The organism is Roseovarius sp. MMSF_3281 (assembly GCF_030733685.1).
Taxonomy (GTDB): Bacteria; Pseudomonadota; Alphaproteobacteria; order Rhodobacterales; family Rhodobacteraceae; genus Roseovarius.
Window position 1 is genome coordinate 45,395 of record NZ_JASHIM010000006.1, and the last position, 16,680, is coordinate 62,074.

Annotated in this window: 15 protein-coding genes; 7 read left to right on the forward strand and 8 right to left on the reverse strand. The window is 63.4% G+C overall.

Annotated elements, in window-relative coordinates:
• Nucleotides 1–106: 106 nt before the first annotated feature.
• The gene (locus tag RBB32_RS08480; protein WP_306152272.1) at nucleotides 107–2,254 is read left to right on the forward strand and encodes a transglycosylase domain-containing protein; all 2,148 of its coding nucleotides are present in this window, start codon (nucleotides 107–109) and stop codon (nucleotides 2,252–2,254) included.
• A gap of 403 nt (nucleotides 2,255–2,657) precedes the next feature.
• Here the strand turns inward: RBB32_RS08480 and RBB32_RS08485 are convergent, their stop codons facing one another.
• From RBB32_RS08485 to RBB32_RS08510, 6 genes are all read right to left on the reverse strand, one after another.
• Complete coding sequence (locus tag RBB32_RS08485; RefSeq protein WP_306152273.1) at nucleotides 2,658–2,960, reverse strand: 4a-hydroxytetrahydrobiopterin dehydratase; 303 nt, start codon at nucleotides 2,958–2,960, stop codon at nucleotides 2,658–2,660.
• Complete coding sequence (locus tag RBB32_RS08490) at nucleotides 2,957–4,144, reverse strand: GNAT family N-acetyltransferase (RefSeq protein WP_306152274.1); 1,188 nt, start codon at nucleotides 4,142–4,144, stop codon at nucleotides 2,957–2,959. The genes RBB32_RS08485 and RBB32_RS08490 overlap by 4 nt, the downstream gene beginning before the upstream one ends.
• Before the next feature lie 30 nt (nucleotides 4,145–4,174).
• A complete protein-coding gene (locus RBB32_RS08495) occupies nucleotides 4,175–4,945 on the reverse strand; it encodes a glycerophosphodiester phosphodiesterase family protein (RefSeq protein WP_306152275.1) in 771 nt (256 codons plus the stop codon).
• Nucleotides 4,942–5,403 (reverse strand): RidA family protein, encoded by a 462-nt coding sequence (locus RBB32_RS08500; protein ID WP_306152276.1) that lies wholly within the window; start codon nucleotides 5,401–5,403, stop codon nucleotides 4,942–4,944. Before RBB32_RS08500 ends, RBB32_RS08495 begins: the two co-directional genes overlap by 4 nt.
• 108 nt (nucleotides 5,404–5,511) lie before the next feature.
• Nucleotides 5,512–6,810 (reverse strand): HlyD family type I secretion periplasmic adaptor subunit, encoded by a 1,299-nt coding sequence (locus RBB32_RS08505; RefSeq protein ID WP_306152277.1) that lies wholly within the window; start codon nucleotides 6,808–6,810, stop codon nucleotides 5,512–5,514.
• On the reverse strand, nucleotides 6,807–8,534 hold the full coding sequence (locus tag RBB32_RS08510) for a type I secretion system permease/ATPase (protein ID WP_306152278.1): 1,728 nt from the start codon (nucleotides 8,532–8,534) through the stop codon (nucleotides 6,807–6,809). Before RBB32_RS08510 ends, RBB32_RS08505 begins: the two co-directional genes overlap by 4 nt.
• Before the next feature lie 190 nt (nucleotides 8,535–8,724).
• Here RBB32_RS08510 and RBB32_RS08515 point away from each other — a divergent pair, with 190 nt between their 5' ends.
• Nucleotides 8,725–9,513 (forward strand): VacJ family lipoprotein, encoded by a 789-nt coding sequence (locus RBB32_RS08515; protein WP_371931039.1) that lies wholly within the window; start codon nucleotides 8,725–8,727, stop codon nucleotides 9,511–9,513.
• The gene (locus tag RBB32_RS08520) at nucleotides 9,503–10,108 is read left to right on the forward strand and encodes a phospholipid-binding protein MlaC (RefSeq protein WP_306152279.1); all 606 of its coding nucleotides are present in this window, start codon (nucleotides 9,503–9,505) and stop codon (nucleotides 10,106–10,108) included. Before RBB32_RS08515 ends, RBB32_RS08520 begins: the two co-directional genes overlap by 11 nt.
• 162 nt (nucleotides 10,109–10,270) lie before the next feature.
• Here the strand turns inward: RBB32_RS08520 and RBB32_RS08525 are convergent, their stop codons facing one another.
• Nucleotides 10,271–10,759: a peroxiredoxin gene (locus tag RBB32_RS08525; protein WP_306152280.1), complete on the reverse strand. Its 489-nt coding sequence runs from the start codon at nucleotides 10,757–10,759 to the stop codon at nucleotides 10,271–10,273.
• A gap of 89 nt (nucleotides 10,760–10,848) precedes the next feature.
• Between RBB32_RS08525 and RBB32_RS08530 the strand changes: the two genes are divergently transcribed.
• Together RBB32_RS08530 and rsmD are read left to right on the forward strand one after the other, a co-directional pair.
• Nucleotides 10,849–12,060, forward strand: a complete 1,212-nt coding sequence (locus RBB32_RS08530) for an NAD(P)/FAD-dependent oxidoreductase (RefSeq protein ID WP_306152281.1) — start codon at nucleotides 10,849–10,851, stop codon at nucleotides 12,058–12,060.
• Entirely contained in the window at nucleotides 12,057–12,614 is a 558-nt protein-coding gene (rsmD, locus tag RBB32_RS08535; protein WP_306152282.1) for a 16S rRNA (guanine(966)-N(2))-methyltransferase RsmD, read from the forward strand. The genes RBB32_RS08530 and rsmD overlap by 4 nt, the downstream gene beginning before the upstream one ends.
• Before the next feature lie 112 nt (nucleotides 12,615–12,726).
• Here the strand turns inward: rsmD and RBB32_RS08540 are convergent, their stop codons facing one another.
• The gene (locus tag RBB32_RS08540) at nucleotides 12,727–13,977 is read right to left on the reverse strand and encodes a UbiH/UbiF/VisC/COQ6 family ubiquinone biosynthesis hydroxylase (protein ID WP_306152283.1); all 1,251 of its coding nucleotides are present in this window, start codon (nucleotides 13,975–13,977) and stop codon (nucleotides 12,727–12,729) included.
• Nucleotides 13,978–14,030: 53 nt separating this feature from the next.
• Here RBB32_RS08540 and RBB32_RS08545 point away from each other — a divergent pair, with 53 nt between their 5' ends.
• On the forward strand, nucleotides 14,031–15,362 hold the full coding sequence (locus RBB32_RS08545) for an amidase (RefSeq protein ID WP_306152284.1): 1,332 nt from the start codon (nucleotides 14,031–14,033) through the stop codon (nucleotides 15,360–15,362).
• A gap of 125 nt (nucleotides 15,363–15,487) precedes the next feature.
• Nucleotides 15,488–16,663: an aminotransferase class I/II-fold pyridoxal phosphate-dependent enzyme gene (locus tag RBB32_RS08550; RefSeq protein ID WP_306152395.1), complete on the forward strand. Its 1,176-nt coding sequence runs from the start codon at nucleotides 15,488–15,490 to the stop codon at nucleotides 16,661–16,663.
• Nucleotides 16,664–16,680: the final 17 nt, after the last annotated feature.

The following is a 16,680-nucleotide window of genomic DNA, read 5'->3' on the forward strand; positions in this document are numbered from 1 at the left end:
AAAAATATGCACAATAAAAAGGAGGGCAGGCCCAACCCCGGGGGTCTACATTTCCAAACCGGCGCTGTAGACTGCGCAAAACACATTGGTCCCGGGCAGGACGAGCATGAGCAATTCAGGCCGCAAGACACCGCGTCTCGTCGCGGACAAGCGCACACCGAAATCCAATAAAAAGAAACCCGCGCCCAAGCGCCGCAAAGCGCCTGCCCGGCGCAAACGCACGCCCTCGCGCAATCCCCTGGTGCGGCTTCTGCGGGGGATTTTCGGTTGGGTCTTCCGGATTGTCTGGGGCATCGGCTGGCGCGTGACCGCGGTTGTGGCCCTGATCGTCGGCGTGGCCGTGGCCTATACCTACACCACCCTGCCGTCGGTGAATGAACTGCTGGACGGTCGCGCGCGTGGCTCGGTCACCCTGCTGGACCGCGAGGGCGATGTTTTCGCGTGGCGCGGCGATACCTTCGGCGGTGTCGTGACCTCCGACACCGTCAGTCCGCATTTGAAAAACGCCGTCATCGCCACCGAGGACAGGCGCTTTTACATGCACCCCGGCGTCGATCCCATCGGCATCGCCAGCGCCATCCGCATCAACCTCAGCGAAGGGCGCGGGCCGCTCTCGGGCCACGGCGGCTCGACCCTCACGCAGCAAACCGCGAAGCTTTTGTGCCTCGGCGTCGAATACGACAAATCCGAATGGGAATCCGAGGCCGATTACATCGCCGACTGCCGCCGTGGATCGCTGGCCCGCAAGGCCAAGGAAGCGGTCTTTGCCATGGCGATGGAGGCCAAGTACTCCAAGCAGCAGATTCTTTCGATTTACCTCAACCGCGCCTACATGGGCGGCGGCGCCTACGGGGCCGAGGCGGCGGCCCAACGCTATTTCGGCAAATCCGCCGGGCAGCTGACCCCACAGGAATCCGCCATGCTGGCGGGGCTGCTTACCGCGCCCACGCGGCTGGCCCCCACCTCCAACCTCAAACGCTCACAGGATCGCGCCGCCACCGTGCTGCGCCTGATGAACGAACAGGGCTATCTGTCAGACACCCAAACCGCCGCGGCCCAGGCCGACCCGGCAACCCTGTCCGAGGCAGCCCAGGCCCAGACCGGCGGCTATTTCGCCGATTGGGTGATGGATTCGGGCCCCGAGTTCTTCACCCGCGACACCACCGAGGACGTGATCATCAAGACCACCCTCGACCAGCGCATGCAAACTGCCGCCGAAGACGCGCTGAAGTATATCTTCGAGGAAAAGGTGCGCGAAGGCTCCAAGGCGCAGGCCGCTATCGTGGTGATGTCCGCCGACGGGGCGGTACGCGCCATGGTGGGCGGACGCAACAGCAAGGTGACCGGCGCCTTCAACCGCGCGACCATGGCCCGCCGCCAGACCGGATCGGCCTTCAAGCCCTTCGTCTATGCCACGGCGCTTGAACTGGGGTACTCCCACGATGCCACCGTGGTCGATGAACCCTACTGCCTCGACATTCCCGGCTCGGGCCGCTGGTGCCCGGAAAACTACACCCGCAAGCATTATGGCCGTGTCACGCTGGCCCGCGCCCTGCGCGACTCGCTCAATATTCCCGCCGTGAAGGTCTCTGAAAGCGTGGGCCGCGATCTGGTTCGGCAAGTGGCCAGCGATTTCGGCATCGACAGCGATCTGGCCGATGGCCCGGCGCTGGCGCTGGGGGCCTCGGAAAGCACGCTGCTGGAAATGACCGGGGCCTATGCCGGTATCCTCAACGGCGGCTCCTCGGTCACGCCCTATGGTTTGGTCGAACTCAAACTGTTGGGCGAGGACGCGCCATTGATGGGCACCGGCGGCGGCATCGGCGAACGGGTGATCCGCGACGAGGCCGCGCGCGAACTCATTTACATGATGCATCAGGTTGTCCACGGCGGCACCGGCGGGCGTGCCCAACTGCCCGACCGCGAGGCGGCGGGCAAAACCGGCACCACCCAGGCCGCCCGCGATGCGTGGTTCCTTGGTTTCACCGCCGATTACGTGGCCGGTGTCTGGATGGGCTATGATGACAACACGCCGCTCACGGGCGTGACGGGCGGCGGCTTGCCCGCCGAGATCTGGCACGAAACCATGGTCCGGGTCCACGAAGGGATCGAGCCCAAGCCCCTGCCGATGATCCGCCCGCAACCCAAACCGCAGGTTCAACAGGAACCCTTGCGCCGCCAGCAACGCCGCACCCAACCCGACCGCGGCAACCCGATCGAAAACATCCTGCGCGGCATCTTGGGGGTGGATTGACGCCCGGTTTAGGGGCCGTTGCGGGACGAAGCGGTTGTTGCCCCAGCGCGGAATCAAGGGCCGCAGGCCCGCCGCGCATCGCCGGGCCGCCCCCCGGCACGGCGATTGGGTAGGGCTTGGCGCATAGATCAAAAGTTGCGCGCCAGTGGCTGGTATAAAGTGCACCATCTCAGAGGGTGGATCGCCGCACCGCGGCCCGTCGATGCGCGGCTCATGATGTCATGTTCAGCAATGGCCTTGTCACTGACATTTTCCGCAGCGCAGCACCGTGTTGCAGCCAGAGCGCAGGGTTTCGCCCCTCGCCGCAACTGACCCCAGTTTCGTACGACTCGTACGTACCACAAAAAAGACCCCCCGGTTTTCGTACGAAACAGGGGGGTCTTGCGTACGAGCCGTACGAAAATCAGTCGCCGGAATACAGCACGTCCATCTTGCGGGCCAGTTTCACGTCCAGCGAACTCAGGCCCTCCACGTCATGGGTGCTCAGCGTGACCTCCAAGGTCTTGTAAACATTGAACCATTCGGGGTGGTGGTTCCATTTCTCGGCCCAGATAGCCACCCGCGTCATGAAGCCGAAGGCATCCACGAAGTTCTTGAATTCAAAGGTTTTCTTGATCGCATCGCGCCCCTCGACCATCTCCCAACCGTCCTTCAACAACGGTTCAAGCGTGGTTTTCCGGGCTGTATCGCTCAGTTTCTCGGTCATTGGTGATCCTCCATGTCCGTTTTCTTGAAAGGGCCGAATTGTGTAAGGATTTCAATATCTTCCTCAACCGCGGCCCGCTCTGCCTCAAGGTATTGTCCGACCGCGTCGGCAAATCCCGCATCGCGCATCCAGTGCAGTGAATGGGTACTGACCGGTAAATATCCCCGCGCCAGTTTGTGTTCTCCCTGCGCCCCGGCCTCCACCGTGGCCAATCCTCTCGCAATCGAAAAATCCATTGCCTGATAATAACATAGCTCGAAATGCAGGCAGGGGTGATGCTCTGAACAGCCCCAGTATCGCCCATAAAGTGCCGTGCGTCCAATCAGGTTCATCGCCCCGGCAATGGCTTGCTCATCCCGCTCGGCCAGCACCAAAAGGATATCGTCGCGCAGGGTTTCATGAGCGATTTCAAAGAATTGCCGGGTGAGGTAGGGCATCCCCCATTTGCGCGCGCCGGTATCCTGATAGAATTCCCAGACCGCATCCCAATGATGCGCTTCGATCTGATTGCCGGTCAACTGCCTGATTTCGCCGCCGAATTCCTGTGCTTGCCGGCGTTCCTTGCGGATCGCCTTGCGCTTGCGCGAACTCAGCTCGGCCAGGAAATCGTCAAAGCTTTGATACCCACGGTTTTGCCAATGATACTGCTGGCTGGTTCGCGCCATCAGGCCCATCTGCGCGCCCGCCTCGGCCTCGTCGCCGGTGCAAAACGTGACATGAACCGAAGAAAGCCCATTGTTTTCCGCCACTTGCACCGCGCCCTGGATCAACCCCGCGCGGCCTGCCGCCTCATGTCCGGGCTTCACCAGAAACCGCCGCCCCGTCACTGGCGTAAAGGGTACGGCCATCTGCAACTTGGGATAATACCGCCCGCCCGCGCGCTCATAGGCATGGGCCCAGTTGTGATCGAAGATATATTCGCCCTGGCTGTGGGATTTGAGGTAAAGCGGCGCACAGGCGATCACCGCGCCACCCATCTCGACCACCATGTAATGCGGGGCCCAGCCCGTCCCGGCCCCGACCGAGCGGCTGTCTTCCAAGGCCTTCAGGAACCGGTAAGTGGTGAACGGGTCATTAGGCCGCCCGCCGTCCGCGGTCTCGGGGCAGGCACAGGCATCCCAGTCCGCCGCGTCGATCCGCGACAGGCTGTCGTGCAGGGTTATGGAAAGCTCTTGCTCGGCCATGTCGCTAACTTGTGGCCTCACCCCGCGGAATCAAGCCGGAAAGTCAGGCAGATAGCCTTCGAAGGTGATATTGCAGGCCACCTGCCGCGCGATCTGTTCCTGTGCCCGCGATTTCACCGTCCAGCATAGAATATCTGCGCCTCGGGCCTTCATCCCGGCCACCTTGGGACTATCCAGATCAGCCACCTCATGGCTGATGAAACTGGCTCCCACGCGGTCGTAATCCGGGATCTCGCGCAACCGCGCGCGCACCGCTGGTTTCAAAAGGCCCCAGCCTTCGGGTGAAAAGCCCGCCGTGGTCAATCCGCGCGGCACATCCGGGATCAACCCGGCCAGCCGCGCCACCATCTCGGGGTTGAAGGACATCACCGCCACCGGCCCGCCATAGCCCTTTACCGCGTCGGCCACCGAGGCCTCAAGCCGCCCGTCGGTCGCGCCCATCTGGCCGTGCTGATCCTTCAACTCGATCAGCAAAGGCACCTTGCCGCCGACAAGCTCCAGCACTTGCGCCAGCGTCGGCACACCCTCGTCACCGCCCAAAAGCGGGACCTGTGCCAGTTCCGCAACCCGGCGCTGCTGAATCGGCCCGCGCTCGCCCGTCAGGCGGGCCATGTCATAATCGTGAAACACCATGGCACAGCCCTCTTGCGAGGGCTGCACGTCGATCTCGATCCCGTAACCCGCTGAAACCGCGGCCATAATCGCCGCGCGCGAGTTTTCCGGCCGTCCGGCGGATTTGTCGTGCAGGGCACGGTGCGCCAAGGGGATATGCCGAAAGGCATCGGGCAAGCGGCGGGTCATCCGATCTGGAAAATCCCTTCGATTTCCACCGCCACGCCAAAGGGCAGGGCCGCTGCCGATACGGCGGACCGCGAATGCTTGCCTGTCTCGCCAAGCGCCTCGCCGATGAAATCGGAGGCGCCGTTCACCACCTGCGGCTGTTCGCCATAATCGGCGGTGGAGTTGACGAACCCGGTCAGCTTCACAACCCGCTTCAACCGGTCCAGATCGCCGCCACAGGCCGCTTTCACCTGCGCCAAAAGGGCAATTGCGCAAACCCTGGCGGCCTCGGCCCCCTGTGCGGTTTCCATATCGTCACCCAGCTTGCCGGTGATCAGGCTGTCGCCATCCTTGGAAATCTGGCCCGAGACATAAAGGATATCGCCCACCTGCACGTAAGGTACGTAATTCGCCGCCGGGGCCGGGGCGTCGGGCAGGGTCACGCCCATCTCTGCCAGTTTCGCTTCGAAATTTCCCATGATCCGTCCTCCCACATGGATTGCGTCGGGCGGACGCTAGCGCCCCGGTGGCGCAAGGGAAACCCGAAAAGACGGCCATGCCCGGTGCTTTTGCGGCGATCCCGGCGATTATCGGAAGGCGCGGGCGAAATAATCGCTCATCGGTTTGATCAAATAGGCCGCGGGCCGATGATCGCCGGTGCGGATATAGGCCTCGACGGGCATGCCCGGAATCAAGCGCGCGGTGTCGGGCAGGGCGGTGGCCGCCCCTGCGGTAAGGGCGATCCGCGCCTGGTAATAGGCCAGCCCGCTTGCCGAATCCCAAAGCGCATCCGCCGAGACCGAGGCAACGCGCCCCTCAAGCGTCGGTGTCATCGCCCGATCCAATGCGGGAAACCGCAGTTGCACCGCCTGATCGGGAAACACGGCGTCGATATCCGTGGGGGTAATGCGCGCCCGTATCATCGGGGGGCGGTCTTGCGGCACGATCGTCAGGATCGGGGCCGCCGCGGGCACCACCGCCTGCGGTCCCGGCACCCTGAGGTCATGAACCACCCCGCCAAGGGGCGCGACAACCCGCCTTTGCGAAAGACGCGCCTGCAGGCGCTGCCGTTCTTGCCGCAGGCCGCGTTCCTGCGCCTGAACATCCCGCAGCTGGGTGATTGCCGCCTCTTGCCGCCGCGCCTTCAGGCGCAGAATTTCAAGTTCAATCCCCGCCGCGCGGTCGGCCAGTTCGGCGTCGCGGGCCTGCAATTCCCCCACGGCCCCGCGCAAGCGGGCCTTCTCCCGTCGCAATGCCAAGACGCGCGTCATCTGCGCCAACCCCTGCTGCAAAAGCGCTTCTTGGGCGTTCAATTCCTGCCCGATCAGTTGCAGTTGATGCTTAAGCGCAGCCAATTGTGCGGCGATACCCTCGGATGCCTTGGCCGCTTGGGCCCGGCGTGTCTCCAGTTGCGCCAGTTCCTGTTCGAGCGAGGCCGCCCGCGCCTGCATCAACCGGCGCTGCCCGGCCATGACATCGGTCAAGGCGGGGCTGTCCTTGGCGCGCTGCCTCAGCAGGGGGGCGAACCGGATCAGCGGTGCGCCATCGCGCTCGGCCTCCAGGCGCGCCCGGCGGGCCATCACCTCGAATAGCCGGGTTTCGACCTGTGCCAACTCTGCTCCAATCGCACCCTGGTCGAATCGCAACAGCACGTCGCCCGCCGTTACCCTTTGACCTTCCGAGACAAGCAGCGCGGCAACCACCCCGCCGTCAGGATGCTGAACCACCTGCGGGCTGTGCGCCACCACGATGCGGCCGGGCGCGATGATTGCGCCCGAGATACGCGCATTTGCGGCCCATGTGCCGAAACCACCCAGCAGAACCAACAGCGCCAGCCACCCCATGATCACCGGCCGCCATGCCGACCATGTCGCCCCGCCGGTCACGAGGCGGCCCCGGCGGTTTTCGTGATGTCAGAATGGTTTTCGACCACCTCGTGCAGAACTCGGGCTTTCGGGCCGAACCGACGCACCACGCCCCCCTCCAGCGTGAGGACCAGATCGCAGGCCTCGATCGCGGCTGGCCGGTGCGCCATCACCACGACGGCCTTGCCGTTGGCCTTTGCCGCGTGAATGGCCCGCGTCACCGCCATGCATCCTTCGTGATCAAGCTGCGCATTGGGTTCGTCCAGCACCAAAAGCGCGGGGTCGCCGAACAGGGCCCTGGCCAAGCCTATGTGCTGTACCTGCCCGCCCGACAGGCCCTCGCCCGGGGCCGTGACCGGGGTGTCATAGCCATGCGGCAGCCCAAGGATCATCTCGTGCGCGCCCGCCGCCATGGCCGCGTCGACAATCGCCGCCGGGTCGGCATCAAGGGTCAGCCGCGCGATATTCTCGCCGACCGTCGCGTCAAACAATGTGACCCGCTGCGGCAAATACCCCAGGTGTCGGGCGCGGCCTTCGGGGGCAACCTGATCCAGCGCCGCCCCATCCAATCGCACAGTGCCCGCCACTGCGGGCCATGCCCCCGTCAAGGCCTGCGCCAGTGTCGATTTGCCTGATCCCGAGGGGCCGATCACGCCCAGGGCCTGGCCGGGAGAAAGCTCGAAACTGACCTGGCGCAGGGTCGGGTGGCGCGTGCCGGGGGGGATCACGCTTATCCCCTCTACCCGAAGCCGTGCGCGTGGCGTGGGCAATGCCATGGGAGGGGGCCCAGACGGGTGCGCCTCCAGCCGCCGGCCAAGCCTGCCCCAACCCTGCCTTGCGGCTTGCAGAAGTGGCCAAAAGGCGATGCACTGTTCAATCGGGGCCAAGGCACGCCCCAATAGGATCGAGGCGGCGATCATGCCGCCGGGGCTCAGCGTGCCATGCAGCACCAGATAGGCCCCCAGGCCAAGCATGCCCGATTGCAACAACAGCCGATACGCCTTGGTCGCGCTGTGGAACCCGCCGCCCATATCCGAGGCGCGCACCTGCGCCACAAGGCTTGCGGTGCGGTGCCCCTGCCATTGGGCAAACCCCGCGCTTTCCATGCCTAACGCCTTGATATCAAGGGCATGTTGCCGGAACTGATGCGCGATCCGGTTGGCCTTGGCCTCGGCCCGCGCCGCGCGATCCGCCGGGGCGCGCGTGACCCATTGGTTCAGCACCGCCAAGGCAATCAGGCTGCCCCCGCCCAACAGGGCCAGCATGCCCAACCACGGATGAAACAGCCAAATGCCAAGCACGAACAGCGGCGTCAGCGGAATATCGAACAGCGCCCCCATCGCCGGAGAGGCCAGCGCGCGGCGCACCACCTCCAGATCGTGCAGGCCCGTGCCGGTGTCGGCCGCGTCCCCCCGCGCGGCCTGTCGCAGATCCGCCGCAAAGACACGCCGTTCAAGCCCGGCGTGGAAACGTGCGGCGATCCGCGCCATGATCCGCCCGCGGGCATGATCCAGAACGGCCATGACGCCAAACAGAAACACCACCAACAGCGTAAGCGCGATCAGGCTTTCCACCGAGCCGCTGCCAAGCACCCGGTCGTAAATCTGCAGCATGTAAAGCGGCCCGGTCAGCATCAGCAGGTTCACGAAGACGCTGAACACGGCGACGCAGGCCAGAAGGCCGCGATGGTCGTGGCACAGGGCGCGCAACTGGACGCGACCGGGGGGATGGGGATCGCCTGTCATGAAAACAGGTTACAGCCGGGGTGCCTGCCAAATCGTTACCACGCGCGGAATTCGGCAATCCGCAGGCGTGAAACCTGTCACTCATCTGCCACAGGATGGCAGTTGTCTGTGACGTGCTTCTGGGCAAAGGTTTATGATAGTCTATGTAGCAGGTCTGCACCAAAAGATTTTCGGTACCCCCTTGCCTGTTATGCTGCCACAATCCCTTGTCACCGGTCTTCGCGCCCTTGCCATGCTGGCCTTGGGCGGGGTTCTGGCCGCCTGTGCCAACCCCGGCCCCTCGCAACCCGTGGACGAGCCCTTCGATCCCTATGAAGAATCGAATCGCGATGTTCACGCTTTCAACCGCAGCCTTGACCGCGCCATCATCCGCCCCGCCGGGCGCGGCTACAGCAACTTCTTGCCGGACGATATCGAAACGGTGATCGGCCGCTTTGCCTTCAACCTGTCGATCCCGGGGGCCATCGTGAACAACATCCTGCAAGGCAACGGGCGCGGCGCCAGCCAGGATTTGTACCGCTTCGCGATCAACACCACCTTTGGGTTGGGCGGCTTTTTCGACCCGGCCAGCGAGATGGGGATGCCCGCACCCACGGATGCCGATTTCGGCCAAACCCTGCATGTCTGGGGCGCGCGCGAAGGGGCCTATGTGGAACTGCCGTTTCTTGGCCCCTCGACCGAGCGTGACACATGGGGCAAGGCGGTTGACCTGTTCACCAACCCGCTGACCTATGTCATCGACGACCCGGAAAACTACTATGGCACCGCTGCCTCCGCCTCTTCGCGCCTCAGCGACCGGGGCCGGTATTCCGAAACGATCGATTCGATTCTTTACGAAAGCGCCGACAGCTACGCACAGGCCCGATCACTTTATCTTCAGAACCGCCGGTTCGAACTGGGCGGCACCGAAGACAGCACCTATGTTGACCCCTACGATGATCCCTATGGCGACCTTTACGAGGACCCCTATGAAAACTGATATCTCACGCCGTCACCTGATCGCGGCTGGCCTTGCCGGCACCGCGCTAACCGCGCTGCCCACAGGCGCCTTTGCCCTGAGCGACGCCGGTGCCAAGCAACTGGTTGATCGCGTGGTCTCCGAGATCAACCGGGTCATTGCCTCGGGTAAATCCCTGTCGTCGATGATCCGCGATTTCGAACGGATTTTTGCGCGTTATGCGGATGTGAACATTATCGCCCGCTCGACCCTGGGCGCGGATTCGCGCCGCGCTTCGGCCTCGCAGATGCGCGCCTTCACCGATGCCTTCCGCGGCTACGTGGCCCGCAAGTACGGCAAGCGGTTCAATGAATTCGCCGGTGGCGAGATCGAAGTCAAAGGCGTGCGCCGCGTCAAATCCTGGCACGAGGTGCGTTCAACCGTCTACCTGCGCGGTGAATCGCCCTTCGAGGTGCTGTTCCTGGTCTCTGACCGTTCGGGCAAGGACCTGTTCTTCGACATGGTAATCGAAGGGGTCAGCCTGCGCCTGACCGAGCGCAGTGAAATCGGCGCCATGCTTGATCGTCGCCAAGGCAATATCGACGCGATGATCCAGGATTTGCGCAAGGCGGGCTAAGCTGCCCCGCTACCAACAGGAAAGCCCCGGTCGCGTCAACGACCGGGGCTTTTTCATGTGTGGCCTCACGTGCGTCCTAACCCCGTCGCGCCCCGGGCTTGACCCGGGGCCTCTTGGTGGGCCGCAAGGTCCCGGGGCAAGCCCGGGACGGGATGCGCTGTCTTACACCGCCTCAAGCAGCGCTTCGCCCGCCGACACCTCGCAGGCACCGGGGCTCTCTTCTTCGTTCAGGGCGGTCACCACGCCATCTTCCACCACCATGGCATAGCGCTTGGAACGCGCGATCAGGCCAGCCGGCGGCGCGGTGAACTCCATGCCGATCGCCTTGGTAAAGGCTGATTCCGGATCGCCCAGCATGGTGATTCCGGCATCAGCGGCCCCCGTGGCCTCGCCCCATGCGCCCATGACGAATGGGTCGTTGACCGAGATACAGATGATCTCGTCCACGCCCTTGGCATCGAATTGATCCTTGGTGCGGATGAAACTTGGCACATGCGCCGAATGACAGGTCGGCGTATAGGCCCCCGGTACGGCGAAAATCACCACCTTGCGGCCCTTCACCTTGTCGGACAGTTCCACCTGTTCCGGGCCGTCGCCGCCCATCTGTGCCAGCGTCGCTTCGGGAAGTTTGTCGCCTTTTGAAATGCTCATGGTCGCTCCCTGTCTATCAATTGCGTTTCCAGTACGGGTAGATATAGGGTCAGCGCGCGGGCGTGACCATGGAAAAGGAAGGGAAAAATATGACCGGGATAGTCGTGATCGGGGCCGGGCAGGCGGGCGCGTCCTGCGTGGCGAAACTGCGTAACCTTGGCTACGACGGCAAGATCACCCTGATCGGCGAAGAACCGGTTCCCCCCTACCAACGCCCGCCGCTGTCGAAAAAATACCTCCTGGGCGAGATGGAGCTTGAACGCCTCTTCCTGCGGCCCGAAAGTTTTTACGGCGAAAACGGCATCGACCTGCACTTGGATGAAACCGTCACCGCCATCGACCGCGCGGATAAATGCGTTACCGTGGGCGATCAGACGATCCCCTACGATCACCTGGTGCTTACCACCGGTTCAACCCCCCGCCGCCTGCCCGACAGCATCGGGGGCGGGTTGCAGGGTGTTTATACCGTGCGCGATCTGCACGACGCCGACACCATGGCGCCGGAATTCACCGAAGGCCGCCATGTCCTGATCGTCGGCGGTGGTTACATCGGGCTTGAGGCCGCCGCCGTGGCTGCCTCGAAGGGCCTCAAGGTCACGCTCGTCGAAATGGCCGACCGCATCCTGCAACGGGTGGCCGCCCCCGAAACCTCGGATTACTTCCGAGCGCTGCATCGCTCTCACGGGGTCGATATCCGCGAAGGCATCGGCCTTGAAACCCTGCTGGGCGAGACCCGCGTGACCGGCGCGCGCCTCAGCGATGGCAGTGAACTCAGCGTCGATTTCGCCATCGTCGGCGTTGGAATCACACCCGCTACCACATTGGCGGAATTCTCGGGCGTGCTGATCGACAATGGCATCAAGTGCGATGAACAGGGCCGTACCAGTGACCCGGCCATCTGGGCCGCGGGCGATTGCGCTTCCTTTCCGGCCCGGGGCGGGCGCATCCGCCTTGAATCGGTTCCCAATGCCATCGACATGGCCGAATGCGTGGCCGAAAACATCATGGGGGCGGGCAAGACCTATGTTCCGCAGCCGTGGTTCTGGTCCGATCAATACGATGTGAAATTGCAGATCGCGGGTCTTAATACCGGCTACGACCATATCGTCACCCGCCCCGGCGATGCCGACGGGCATGTGTCCTTCTGGTATTTCAAGGGCGATCAATTGCTTGCCGTGGACGCCATGAACGACGCCCGCGCCTACATGGTGGGCAAACGCCTGATCGACGCGGGCAAAACCGCCGACCCTGCGGCGGTGGCCAACCCCGAAACCGATCTCAAAACCCTTCTGCGGGCATGAGGATCATCGGCGGAGACTTCGGCGGCCGCCGTCTGGCCTCGGTGGGCAAGGGGGATGCGGGCGCCCACCTGCGCCCCACCGCCGACCGGGTGCGCGAAAGCCTGTTCAACATGCTGGCAGGGGGCTTCGGCGGCTCCTGTGACGGGGCCATCGTTCTCGATCTTTTCGCAGGCACCGGGGCCTTGGGGCTTGAGGCGCTCTCGCGCGGGGCCGGACAGGTTACTTTTGTTGAGAATGGCCGCACCGCCCTCAAACTCCTGCGGCAAAACATCGGTATTTGCCGGGCCGAAGGGGAAACCCGCATCATCCAACGCGATGCCCGCAAACTGGGCGATTGCCCCGGCACACCCGCAACCCTCGTCTTTCTTGATCCCCCCTATGGCAAGCAAATGGGCGAGGCCGCGCTTGCCGCCGCCCTCGCGGGCGGCTGGATCGCCGAGGAGGCCCTGATCGTCTGGGAGGAAAGCGCCGATATCACCCCGCCCGAGGGCCTGACCCTACTTGATGAACGCCGCTACGGCGACACGATGATCCGGGTGTTGGAGCGCGGCTAGCCGTCAGAGCGGGCAAGCGATTTCGAAATCGCTTGGCCAAGGATTTTCGAAAATCCTTGGCCCCTGCGTTGTGTACAAAACTCACGTACGTTCTGTACGATCTGTACACCCGTTACCCCTTCATCAAATCCGGCAAATCCCCGGTCAGGCCCGCCGCCTCGCGGATAAAGGTCCGGCGCAGTTTCGGCATGGCATTCAGCGCCCCCATGCCAAGGTCACGCCCAAAGCGCAGGATGGGATTATCGTTTGAAAACAGCTTGTTGGTGGCATCCGTCACCAGCGCCAGCGTGGCCGTATCGAACCGCCGCCACTGCTGATACCGCGCCAGGACATCGGGGGCGGCCATATCCTCGCCGCGCTTGCGCGCCTCGTCCAAAACCTGCGCCAAGGCCGCCACATCCCTTAACCCCGCGTTAAGCCCTTGCCCGGCAATCGGGTGCATCCCATGTGCCGCGTCACCAATCAGGGCCACGCGCGGGGCCGCGAAATGATTGGCAATCGTCAGGTTCAAAGGATAGGTGAACCGCTTGCCCAACAGTTTGATATCGCCCAGAAAATCGCCAAACCGGGGGCGTAGAACCTCCATGAACTCCGCATCCGGCAGCGCGGCAAACCGCGCGGCGGTTTCCTCGGTTTCACTCCAGACGATCGAACTCACGTTGCCCGGTAGCGGCAAGATCGCCAAAGGCCCCGGCGGCATGAAAAATTGATGTGCGACACCGTTATGCGGCAACTCATGCTCAATCGCCGCGACCAGGGCCGTCTGGCCATAGCCCCAGCCCGTGCGCTTGATCCCGGCCCGCTGTGCGGTGCCCGATGCGCGCCCGTCCGACCCCACAAGCAATTGACACGACAGGGTTTTACCCGACTCGAGCGTCACGCGCATCCCGCCGCGTTCCACCTCCTGCGCGACCACCGTATCGCGCAACTGGGTGATATTCGCCTCGTCCTTCATCGCCTCAAGGAAAGCCCGTCTAAGGTAGCGATCCTCCAGCATATGGCCCATCGGCCCTTCCTCGATCTCGGCATGATCGAAATGCATGAAAAACGGCGATGCCCCTTCGCCCGCGCGCCCGTCGCTCACCTTGATTTCAAGCATCGGCTGGCTGTGCTCTTCGACCCGGCTCCAAACCCCGATGGCCTGCAGCAACCGCACCGAGGCCAAGGCCAGCGCATAGGCCCGCCCGTCAAAGGCCGCGTTCTTGCGCACGGTTTCCGGCAGGCTGTCAATCACGGTCACGCGAAACCCTTGTTTGGCAAGGGCGATGGCAAGGGCAGGGCCGTTCAGGCCCCCGCCGACGATGGCGATATCGGTATCATGTTCCATGCCGCGCAATATGGCGGCTTTAGCGGGATTGTCCATGCGCCGCACTGCCGCTACCGTGGCTTTTGACAATTGATACGAAAGGGCAGGGCATGCGTGATTGGCTGACCATGACAGCGACGGAGTTGGGCAAGGGCATCGGCAAGGGCGAGATTGACCCGGTCGAGCTGACCGAAACCTATTTGGACGCGATCAAAGGGCACGAGGCCCGCGACCGCATCTATTCCGCCGTCACTGCTACCCGCGCCCGGGCCGAGGCACAGGCCGCCGCCGAACGCGCCAAGGCCAAGCTGCGCCTTGGCCCCCTCGATGGCGTGCCGATCAGTTGGAAAGATCTTTTCGATACAGCAGGTTACAAGACCGAAGCCGGCAGCGCCCTTCTGGAAGGTCGCACGCCTGATAGCGACGCCCGCGTGTTGCGCAATGCGTCGCAAGCGGGGCTTGTCTGCCTTGGCAAAACCCACATGAGCGAACTGGCTTTCTCGGGCCTTGGCCTCAACCCTATCACCGCCACGCCCCCCAATGTGAACGATGAAGGCGCGGTGCCCGGCGGGTCCAGTTCGGGGGCCGCGGCCTCGGTCGCCTTTGGTCTTGCGGCTTGCGGGATCGGCAGCGACACGGGGGGCTCCGTCCGTATTCCCTCGGCCTGGAACGATCTGGTGGGTCTCAAAACCACCTCTGGCCGGGTCTCTCTTGAAGGCGCCGTGCCGCTGGCAGCGTCCTTCGATACCGTCGGTCCACTGGCCCGTACCGTCGAAGATGCCAGCCTCATGCTCGCCGCCCTTGAAGGTATCAAACCCGCCGATCTGCGCGGTGCGACCCTCAAGGGCAAACGGCTTGCCATCCTTGATACCGTGGTTTTCGACGATATCCGCGAGGCGCCTCTCAAAGCCTTCAACGATGCGGTCACACGCCTGCAAGATGCCGGTGCCGTGGTCGAACGCATCACCTCGCCCGAAGTCTCTCAGGCCATGCCCATGTCCGGCATCCTTTATACCTCCGAGGCCTACGGCACATGGTCCGAGGTGGTCGAAGCCGCACCCGACAAGATGTTTGCGCCGATTCTAGAGCGTTTCCGCGGCGGTAAGGAATTCAAAGCCTCCGACTATGTCGCCGCATGGCAAAAGCTCGAAACCCTGCGCGCCGCTTATGACGCCCGCACCGCAGGCTTTGACGCGGTCATCATGCCAACCGCCCCCAACATGCCGCCCAACATGGAAAAACTCATGTCGGACGATGACTATTATGTCACCGAAAACCTGCTCACCCTGCGGAACACGCGGGTGGGCAACCTCATGGGGGGCTGCGGCGTGACCCTGCCCACCGGAACGCCAAGCTGCGGCATACTCCTTTGCGGTGCGCCCCATACCGAGGAACGCCTGCTGCGCCTTGCCAAGGCCGCCGAAGCCGCGCTTACCCCGTAACGCCGACTGCGAAAATGCCACAATCTGCCTGTCAAGGCATTGGTTTTGCTGGACCTAAGCCAAACCCTTGAGTAGATTCATCCTCAAACGGGACGATGACGATCCCGAACTTTGAGGCAGTATTGATGTTTCCCGAGCGGTTTTCGAACCTACCGGCCTATGCGTTTCCGCGCCTGCGGAGCCTGTTGGACGCCCACGCGCCCGGCGGCGAGGTGATGCATATGACCATTGGAGAGCCCAAACACGCCTTCCCGGCGTGGGTGGGGGATATTATTGCCGACAATCTGGCCGAATTCGGCCGCTACCCCGCCAACGAAGGCACGGTTGAACTGAGGCAGGCGATTTGCGATTGGGTGCAACGCCGCTATGGCGTGGCGCTTGAGGCCGAGCGTCACGTCATGGCCCTCAATGGCACGCGTGAGGGGCTTTATAACGCCATGATGGCGCTTTGCCCCGAAACCAAGGGCGGACAGCCCGTGGTGCTTTTGCCCAACCCCTTCTATCAGGTCTACATGGTCGCGGCCCTCAGCGTGGGGGCCAAACCCGTGCTGCTGCCTGCCACCGCCGAGACCGGCCATTTGCCCGATTTCTCTGCCGTGTCGCCCGAAACGCTGGACCGCGCTGCGGTGGTCTACCTTTGCTCACCCTCCAACCCGCAAGGGGCGGTGGCCAGCCATGACTACTGGCGCGAGCTTATCGCATTGGGCGAAAAGCACGATTTCCAGATTTTCGCCGATGAATGCTATTCCGAGATTTACCGCGGCGACGCCCCCACCGGTGCCCTGCAAGTGGCCCACTCGATGGGCGCAAGCCCCGAACGCGTGGTGATCTTCCACAGCCTTTCGAAACGCTCCAACCTGCCGGGGTTGCGTAGCGGCTTTGTTGCCGGTGGGCCGGAAACTATCGCCCGCCTGAAACAGCTTCGCAACTATGCCGGCGCGCCGCTGCCCATGCCCCTGCAACGGGTGGCCGAAAAGGTCTGGGCCGACGAGGCGCATGTGATCGAAAACCGCGCGCTTTACGCCGAGAAATACGCGCTGGCCGATGACATCTTGGGCCATGTGCCGGGTTACCAAAGCCCCGAGGCGGGATTTTTCCTTTGGCTGCCCGTCGAGGATGGCGAAGAAGCCGCGCTCAAACTTTGGAAAGAAACCGGCGTCCGGGTCTTGCCCGGTGCCTACCTAAGCCGTGAAGTCGGGGGCGCGAACCCCGGCCAAGGATACATTCGGGTCGCCATGGTGGCCCCAAAAGACGAGATGGCGCAGGGCCTTACCCGGCTTCGCGACTGTCTTTTCAGATAAATTGAGGACGAGGGACA